7 protein-coding genes and 1 pseudogene are annotated in these 7,995 nt (G+C 67.1%); 7 read left to right on the top strand and 1 reads right to left on the bottom strand.

The window, feature by feature from the left end; genetic code table 11:
* Nucleotides 1-7 precede the first annotated feature (7 nt).
* Together aroB and aroQ are read left to right on the top strand one after the other, a co-directional pair.
* The gene (aroB, locus tag ACZYZ9_RS04400; RefSeq protein WP_463825439.1) at nt 8-1,096 is read left to right on the top strand and encodes a 3-dehydroquinate synthase; all 1,089 of its coding nucleotides are present in this window, start codon (nt 8-10) and stop codon (nt 1,094-1,096) included.
* Nucleotides 1,093-1,521, top strand: a complete 429-nt coding sequence (gene aroQ, locus ACZYZ9_RS04405) for a type II 3-dehydroquinate dehydratase (protein WP_463825003.1) — start codon at nt 1,093-1,095, stop codon at nt 1,519-1,521. Before aroB ends, aroQ begins: the two co-directional genes overlap by 4 nt.
* Here the strand turns inward: aroQ and ACZYZ9_RS04410 are convergent.
* Nucleotides 1,518-2,294 (bottom strand): B-4DMT family transporter, encoded by a 777-nt coding sequence (locus ACZYZ9_RS04410; protein WP_463825004.1) that lies wholly within the window; start codon nt 2,292-2,294, stop codon nt 1,518-1,520. The genes aroQ and ACZYZ9_RS04410 overlap by 4 nt on opposite strands.
* Nucleotides 2,295-2,327: 33 nt before the next feature.
* Between ACZYZ9_RS04410 and ACZYZ9_RS04415 the strand changes: the two genes are divergently transcribed.
* From ACZYZ9_RS04415 to ACZYZ9_RS04435, 5 genes and pseudogenes are all read left to right on the top strand, one after another.
* Complete coding sequence (locus ACZYZ9_RS04415; protein WP_463825005.1) at nt 2,328-3,446, top strand: M24 family metallopeptidase; 1,119 nt, start codon at nt 2,328-2,330, stop codon at nt 3,444-3,446.
* Between the two features lie 15 nt (nt 3,447-3,461).
* Entirely contained in the window at nt 3,462-4,025 is a 564-nt protein-coding gene (gene efp, locus ACZYZ9_RS04420) for an elongation factor P (RefSeq protein WP_463825006.1), read from the top strand.
* Between the two features lie 2 nt (nt 4,026-4,027).
* Nucleotides 4,028-4,522 carry a transcription antitermination factor NusB gene (gene nusB, locus ACZYZ9_RS04425; protein WP_463825007.1) on the top strand — a complete coding sequence of 165 codons (495 nt, stop codon included), beginning with the start codon at nt 4,028-4,030 and terminating at the stop codon, nt 4,520-4,522.
* Nucleotides 4,519-4,932: an antitermination protein NusB gene (locus tag ACZYZ9_RS04430; protein WP_463825008.1), complete on the top strand. Its 414-nt coding sequence runs from the start codon at nt 4,519-4,521 to the stop codon at nt 4,930-4,932. Before nusB ends, ACZYZ9_RS04430 begins: the two co-directional genes overlap by 4 nt.
* Before the next feature lie 126 nt (nt 4,933-5,058).
* Nucleotides 5,059-7,806: pseudogene (locus ACZYZ9_RS04435) on the top strand (aminotransferase class I/II-fold pyridoxal phosphate-dependent enzyme); the annotation flags it as partial.
* Between the last annotated feature and the right edge of the window lie 189 nt (nt 7,807-7,995).

The following is a 7,995-nucleotide window of genomic DNA, read 5'->3' on the forward strand; positions in this document are numbered from 1 at the left end:
CGCCGGCATGAAACATGACATTGCGCCGGTCACCGTGCCGGTGGCCGTCGACCCGCCGTACCCCGTGCTGATCGGCACCGGGCTGCTCGACGAGCTCGAGGAGTTGCTCGCCGGCCGGCACAAGGTAGCCGTCCTGCACCAACCGGTGCTCGCGCAGCTCGCGGAAGAGATTCGAATCCGGTTGGCCGACAAGGGAGTTGATGCGCACCGCATCGAAATCCCGGATGCCGAAGCGGGCAAGGACCTGCCGGTCGTCGGTTTCATCTGGGAAGTGTTGGGCCGCATCGGGATCGGGCGCAAAGACGCACTGGTCAGCCTGGGCGGTGGCGCCGCTACCGATGTCGCCGGGTTCGCTGCGGCAACCTGGCTGCGCGGGGTGTCGATCGTGCACGTGCCGACCACCCTGCTCGGCATGGTCGACGCCGCCGTCGGCGGCAAGACCGGGATCAACACCGACGCGGGCAAGAACCTGGTCGGCGCGTTCCACCAGCCGCTGGCCGTGCTGGTGGACCTGTCGACGCTGAAAACGTTGCCGCGCAACGAGATCGTGGCCGGGATGGCGGAAGTGGTCAAGGCCGGTTTCATCGCCGATCCGGTGATCCTGGATCTCATCGAAGCCGACCCGCAGGCGGCGCTGGACCCTGAGGGCGAGGTGCTGCCCGAGTTGGTGCGGCGCGCCATCGCCGTGAAGGCGGACGTGGTGGCCGCCGACGAGAAGGAATCCGAACTGCGCGAAATCCTCAACTACGGACACACTTTGGCCCACGCGATCGAACGCCGGGAGCGCTATCAATGGCGGCACGGCGCCGCGGTCTCGGTGGGGCTGGTGTTCGCGGCCGAACTGGCCCGGCTCACCGGCCGTCTCGACGACGCCACCGCCGCGCGACACCGCACCATCCTGGAGTCACTGGGCCTGCCGGTCAGCTACGACGCCGACGCGTTGCCGCAGCTGATCGAATTCATGGCCGGCGACAAGAAAACCCGCGCCGGGGTGCTGCGGTTCGTGGTCCTGGACGGACTGGCCAAGCCGGGCCGGCTGGTGGGCCCCGACCCGGGCCTGCTGGTGACGGCCTATGCGGGAGTGTGCGCGCCATGAGCACCACGGTGAACGTGATCAACGGCCCCAACCTGGGCCGGCTCGGCCGGCGCGAACCCGCGGTCTACGGCAGCACCACCCATGACGAGCTGGTCGCCCTGATCGAACGCGAGGCCGCCGAACTCGGGCTCGACGCCGTGGTGCGGCAAAGCGACAGCGAAGCCGAGCTACTGGACTGGATACACCGGGCCGCGGACGCCGGCGAGCCGGTGATTCTCAACGCCGGCGGCCTGACCCACACCTCGGTGGCGCTGCGCGACGCCTGCGCCGAGCTGCGCGCGCCGCTGATCGAGGTGCACATCTCCAATGTGCATGCGCGCGAAGAGTTTCGGCGCCATTCCTACCTCAGCCCGGTTGCGACCGGAGTGATCGTCGGCCTGGGGATTCAGGGGTACCTGCTGGCCCTGCGGTATCTGGCCGGTTAGTCCTTGCGCAGATCCGGCTTCTTGGTCGGCCGGGTGTGGTCGTCGGTGCGGATGACCTCGGTCTTGGCGTCGCTGTCGTCGGTGCGGATGACTTCGGTCTTGGCGTCGCTGTCGTGCGTGCGGATGACTTCGGTCTTGGCCTCGTCGTCGTGGGTGGGGATGACCTCGGTGCGCTCGTCGGCACGTTCCTTCGTGGCGACCGCGGAGGTCCGCTGCTCCGAACGGCCGCCGCCGGCGGTCGGGATCTCGCCGGTCGGGCTGTCGTCGTCGTCGCGCACGGCGGAGAACACGTCGGTGTTGTCCTCCCGCTCGCGGGAACCGTCCCGGGAACCGTCGTGCTTCTCGGGATCGGGAGCGTTGCGGTCGATGCGCCACCGGCCGACGGCCACGCCGATGATCGCGAACACGAAGACCAGCAGCGCGGTGAACGCCGCGAACGTTGTTAGCTCGTTGATGATGCCGCCGGTGTAGATGCCCTTGTAGAAGATGGCGATGATCCAGGCGATCAGGCCGCTGACCAAGCCGGCGATCAGTCCGCCGAGCAACCAGATCATGGCCAGGTCGGCGCGCCGGTCCGGGTCCGGGTTGGCTTTGGCGTCGGCGCGTCCGTCCAGCACGCCCCACACGACCGAGGCGATCACGTACAGCGTCAACAGCACGATGCTGATCAGCGCAGACTGCGTCTGAAATGCATTGATCAGCGCTCCCTGGATCAGCCGGAGCACGACCATCGCGGCCGCAAAGACCAAACCGCGCACCATCCACTTGTTCATGGGCAAACAGCGTAGCGAGTACCGTCAAGGGTCGTGACACATTCCCAGCGTCGACACCACCTCAAAGCAAAGATCAGTGCCGCCGGACTAGACGCGATGCTGGTCACGGACCTGATAAACGTCCGGTATCTTTCCGGTTTCAGCGGGTCCAACGGCGCGTTGCTGGTGTTTGCTGACGATCGCGAGGCCGTGTTGGCCACCGACGGCCGGTATCGCACCCAGGCCGCGCAGCAATCGCCGGATCTGGAGGTGGCCATCGAACGCGCCCTCGGGCGCTATCTGTCCGGCCGGGCCGGGCAGGACGGTGTGCGGAAACTGGGCTACGAAAGCAACGTCGTCACGGTCGACGGCTTCGACGCGCTGTCGAACGCACTCGACGGCCACCACACCGAGCTGGTCCGCGCGGCGGGCACCGTGGAGGCGCTGCGCGAGGTGAAGGATGCCGGTGAACTCGCGCTGCTACGGCTGGCCTGCGAGGCGGCCGACGCCGCGCTGGCCGACCTGGTGGAGCACGGCGGGCTGCGGCCGGGTCGCACCGAACGCCAGGTGGCCCGCGAACTGGAGAGCCTGATGCTCGACCACGGCGCCGACACCATCTCGTTCGAGACGATCGTGGCGGCCGGGCCCAACTCGGCGATCCCGCACCACCGGCCCACCGACGCGGAACTGGCCCCGGGCGACTTCGTCAAGATCGACTTCGGCGCCCTGGTCGCCGGCTACCACTCGGACATGACCCGCACCTTCGTGCTGGGCAGCGCGGCCGACTGGCAGCTGGAGATCTACGACCTGGTCGCCACGGCGCAACGCGCCGGCCGGGAGGCGCTGCGCCCGGGAGTTGACCTGCGCGATGTGGACGGCGCAGCGCGCCAGATCATCGCCGACGCCGGCTATGGCGAGCACTTCGGTCACGGCCTGGGGCACGGGGTCGGACTGCAGATCCATGAAGCGCCGGGCATCGGTGCGACGTCCGCCGGTACACTACTTGCGGGCTCCGTGGTCACCGTGGAGCCCGGCGTCTATCTACCCGGCCGCGGCGGTGTCCGCATCGAGGACACGCTGGTAGTGCCCTCGGAAACCTTGGCCGCCGCGCAGACCGCCGGACACACCCCGGAATTGTTGACCCGGTTCCCGAAGGAACTGGCCATTTTGTAGGAGATTTGAACGACCGTGGCGAGCACTGCTGACTTCAAGAACGGACTTGTCCTGGTCATCGACGGCCAGTTGTGGACCATCACCGACTTCCAGCACGTCAAACCCGGCAAGGGTCCGGCCTTCGTGCGCACCAAACTCAAGAACGTGCTGTCGGGCAAGGTCGTCGACAAGACCTACAACGCCGGCGTGAAGGTCGACACCGCCACCGTGGACCGGCGCGACACCACCTACCTGTACCGCGACGGCTCGGACTTCGTGTTCATGGACAGCCAGGACTACGAGCAGCACCCGCTGCCGGAGTCCTTGGTCGGCGACGACGCGCGCTTCCTACTGGAGGGGCTGCCCGTGCAGGTGGCGTTCCACAACGGCGCGCCGCTGTACATCGAGCTGCCGGTGACCGTCGAGATGGTGGTCACCCACACCGAGCCCGGCCTGCAGGGCGACCGGTCCAGCGCCGGCACCAAGCCGGCCACCCTGGAGACCGGCGCCCAGATCCAGGTGCCCCTGTTCATCAACACCGGAGACAAACTCAAGGTGGACTCGCGTGATGGCAGCTACCTGGGCCGGGTAAACACCTGAACATGCCGGACCGGAAACCGTCGCGTCCTGTTCGAGGGCGGCACCAGGCGCGCAAGCGGGCCGTGGATCTGCTGTTCGAGGCCGAGGCCCGCAACCTCAGCCCGGCCGAAGTTGTCGACGGCCGCACCGTACTGGCCCAGGCCAACCCGGATGTGGCTGCGCTGCAGCCGTACTCGGCCGCGGTGGCCCGCGGCGTCGCCGAGCACTCGGCCCACATCGACGAACTGATCACCACGCACCTGCAAACCTGGACGCTGGACCGGTTGCCCGCGGTGGACCGCGCCATCCTGCGGGTTGCGGTGTGGGAGTTGCTGTATGCCGACGACGTGCCCGAGCCGGTGGCCGTCGACGAGGCCGTCGAACTGGCCAAGGAACTGTCCACCGACGACTCCCCCGGTTTCGTCAACGGAGTGCTGGGTCAGGTGATGCTGGTGACCCCGCAGATCCGGGCGGCCGCCCGGGCGCTGCGCGGCGCGGCGCAGGAGAACGTGCCGTGACCCGGTTGGAGCTGCGGGTGGTGCTGTCGGTGCTGGCGGCGGTCGTGGTGGTGGTGGGCGCGGTGGTCAGCGCCGCGTTCGGGTGGACCATCGTGGCCTCGGTGCTGGCGATCTTCGGGCTCGGGGTGGGCGCCTGGGTGTACCACACCGTCGAACGCCTGATCCTGGCCCGCCGGATCAGCACGGTACGCACGGCCGCCAAGCCGCTGCAGCCGTTGCTGCCGGTGATGGCCGCAATCATGGGCCTGACCCAGGGCGTGGTGCGTTCACTCAGCGATGTCACCGATCTGCCGGGCAAGCGCTGGGAGATGCCCCAGTTGCCGCTGTTGAAGTGGATGGAGAACCCGCTGGGGAGTCGCGGCGGTAAACAGATCGTGGATGCCGACGAGTCCGACGACGGACCGGCCTGAGTCCAAAATCCTCGACCGAAATCGTCGCGCTTTGTCCGCGGGCGGGACACAATGGCGGCTGGCCATCCGCACCGAACGGACGCGCTATTTGCACCCACGCTATTTGCGCCAACAGAAGGTGACGACATGACTCGACAAGGTGCCCGTCCGCGACGACTGCGGGTCTCGGCGCTGGCGGCGGTTGCCAACCCCTCCTACACCCGCGTCGACACCTGGAACATGCTCGACGACGCGTGCCGGCATCTGGCGGAAGTCGACCTGGCCGGACACGACAAGACCCACGACCTGGCCGTGGTCAAGCGGCTGATGGACCGGATCGAAGCCTACGAACGGTATTGGCTGTATCCCGGCGCGGCGAACCTGGCGACATTCCGTGCCCACCTGGAAGTCCTGTCCACGGTCCGACTCGCCGAAGAGGTGTCGCTGGCCACCCGGCTGCTCTCCGAATACGGCGACCGCACAGCGCTTTTCGACACCAGTGCGCCGCTAGCCGACCAGGAGCTGGTCGCCCAGGCCAAGCAGCAGCAGTTCTACACGGTGCTGCTCGCCGACGATTCTCCGCCCACAGCGCCGGAAAGTCTGGTGGAGTGCCTGCGCGCGCTGCGCAATCCGGCCGACGACGTCCAGTTCGAGATCCTGGTGGCCCCCAGCGTCGAGGACGCCATCACCGCGGTGGCGCTCAACGGCGAGATCCAGGCCGCGATCATCCGTCACGACCTGCCGCTGCGGTCGCGTGACCGGGTGCCGCTGATGAACACGCTGCTGGGCGCCAACGACGACACCACGGTCTCCGACCGCAGCCACGACTGGGTGGAGTGTGGCGAATGGATCAGGGAACTGCGACCGCACATCGACCTGTATCTGCTCACCGACGAGTCGATCGCGGCCGGCACCGACGACCAGGCCGACGTCTACGACCGGACGTTCTACCGGCTCAACGACGTGACCGACCTGCACAGCACGGTGATCGCCGGGCTGCGCAACCGTTTCTCCACACCGTTTTTCGACGCGCTGCGCGCCTATGCGGCCGCGCCCGTCGGCCAGTTTCACGCCCTTCCGGTGGCGCGCGGTGCCAGCATCTTCAACTCGAAGTCGTTGCAGGACATGGGGGAGTTCTACGGCCGCAACATCTTCATGGCCGAAACATCCACCACCTCAGGCGGGTTGGACTCGCTGCTGGACCCGCACGGCAACATCAAGAAGGCGATGGACAAGGCGGCCGTCACCTGGAACGCCAACCACACCTATTTCGTCACCAACGGCACCTCGACGGCCAACAAGATCGTCGTGCAGTCGCTGACCCGCCCGGGTGACATCGTGCTGATCGACCGCAACTGTCACAAGTCGCACCACTACGGGTTGGTGCTGGCCGGGGCGTACCCGCGCTACCTGGAGTCCTATGCGCTGCCGCAGTTCGCCATCTACGGCGCGGTGCCGCTGAGCACGATCAAGAAGGCGCTGCTGGAACTCGACGAGGCCGGGCAACTGGACAAGGTGCGGATGCTGTTGCTCACCAACTGCATCTTCGACGGTGTGGTCTACAACCCCCGGCGGGTGATGGAGGAGGTGCTGGCGATCAAGCCCGACATCGTCTTCTTGTGGGACGAGGCCTGGTACGCCTTCGCGACAGCGGTGCCCTGGGCCCGTCAGCGCACCGCCATGGTGTCCGCCGACCGTCTCGAGCAGATGCTGGCGTCGCCGGAATACCGTGAGGAATACCGCAAATGGCGCGAGTCGATGGAAGGCGTACCCCGCTCGGAATGGGTGGAACGCCAACTGATGCCGGATCCCGATCGCGCGCGGGTGCGGGTCTATGCGACGCACTCCACCCACAAGTCGCTCTCGGCGTTCCGGCAGGCGTCGATGATCCACATCCGCGACCAGGACTTCAACGCCCGCGCGCGCGACGCCTTCGGTGAGGCGTTTCTGACCCACACCTCGACCTCGCCGAACCAGCAGCTATTGGCGTCGTTGGATCTGGCCCGCCGACAGGTCGACATCGAGGGCTTTCAACTGGTTCGGCAGGTGTACGACATGGCGCTGGTCTTCCGGCACCGGGTCCGTAAAGACCGGCTGATCAGCAAGTGGTTCCGCATCCTCGACGAATCCGACCTGGTGCCCGAGGAGTACCGGGCCTCCCATGTCAGCTCCTACCGCGAAGTCCGCCAGGGCGCGCTGGACGAGTGGAACGAGGCATGGCGTTCCGACCAGTTCGTGCTGGACCCGACGCGGGTGACGCTGTTCCTCGGCAAGACCGGGATGAACGGCTACGACTTCCGCGAGAAGATCCTGATGGACAAGTTCGGCATCCAGATCAACAAGACGTCGATCAACAGCGTGCTGCTGATCTTCACCATCGGGGTGACCTGGTCGAGCGTGCACCATCTGCTCGACGTGCTGCGCCGCACGGCCACCGACTTCGACCGTATCCAGAAGGCGGCCAGCGCCGCCGACTGGGCGCTGCACGAGCGGCGGGTGGAGGAGATCACCGAGGACCTCCCGCACCTGCCCGACTTCAGCCAGTTCGACGTCGCGTTCCGGCCGGACGAGAACAGCGTGTTCGGCGACACCCGGTCGGCGTTCTACGCCGGATACGAAGAATCCGACCGGGAGTACGTGCTGATCGGCACCGCAGGGCGCCGGATCGCCGAGGGAAAGACGCTGGTGTCCACCACCTTCGTGGTGCCCTACCCGCCGGGCTTCCCGGTGCTGGTGCCCGGCCAGGTGGTTTCCAAGGAGATCGTCTACTTCCTGGCGCAACTCGACGTCAAGGAAATCCACGGTTATAACCACGAACTGGGGCTGTCGGTGTTCACCCAGGACGCGCTGCAGCGGTTGGAGACCAAGCGCAGCGCGGTGGCCTCGGTCAGCAGCAACGGCAACGGGTCCGAGCCGACGGGGTCTGAGCAGACGCTGGTGGCCAACGAGCACACCGTCCCGGTGAACTGAGGGCCGCCTTCGCGCGTCCTGTCGCCGAGCGTCACGCCAGCGTGGCTGTGGCTGTCGAGCGTCACGCCAGCGTGATTGTCGCGAGTGTCACGCCAGTGTGGCTGTGGCTGTCGA

The organism is Mycobacterium sp. IDUB_28 (assembly GCF_055419285.1).

Bases quoted from the DNA above. Each gene is read 5' to 3' on its own strand.
- ACZYZ9_RS04410 (WP_463825004.1), bottom strand. From the start codon at position 2,294: ATGAACAAGTGGATGGTGCGCGGTTTGGTCTTTGCGGCCGCGATGGTC.
- nusB (WP_463825007.1), top strand. From the start codon at position 4,028: ATGCCGGACCGGAAACCGTCGCGTCCTGTTCGAGGGCGGCACCAGGCG.
- aroQ (WP_463825003.1), top strand. From the start codon at position 1,093: ATGAGCACCACGGTGAACGTGATCAACGGCCCCAACCTGGGCCGGCTC.
- aroB (WP_463825439.1), top strand. From the start codon at position 8: ATGAAACATGACATTGCGCCGGTCACCGTGCCGGTGGCCGTCGACCCG.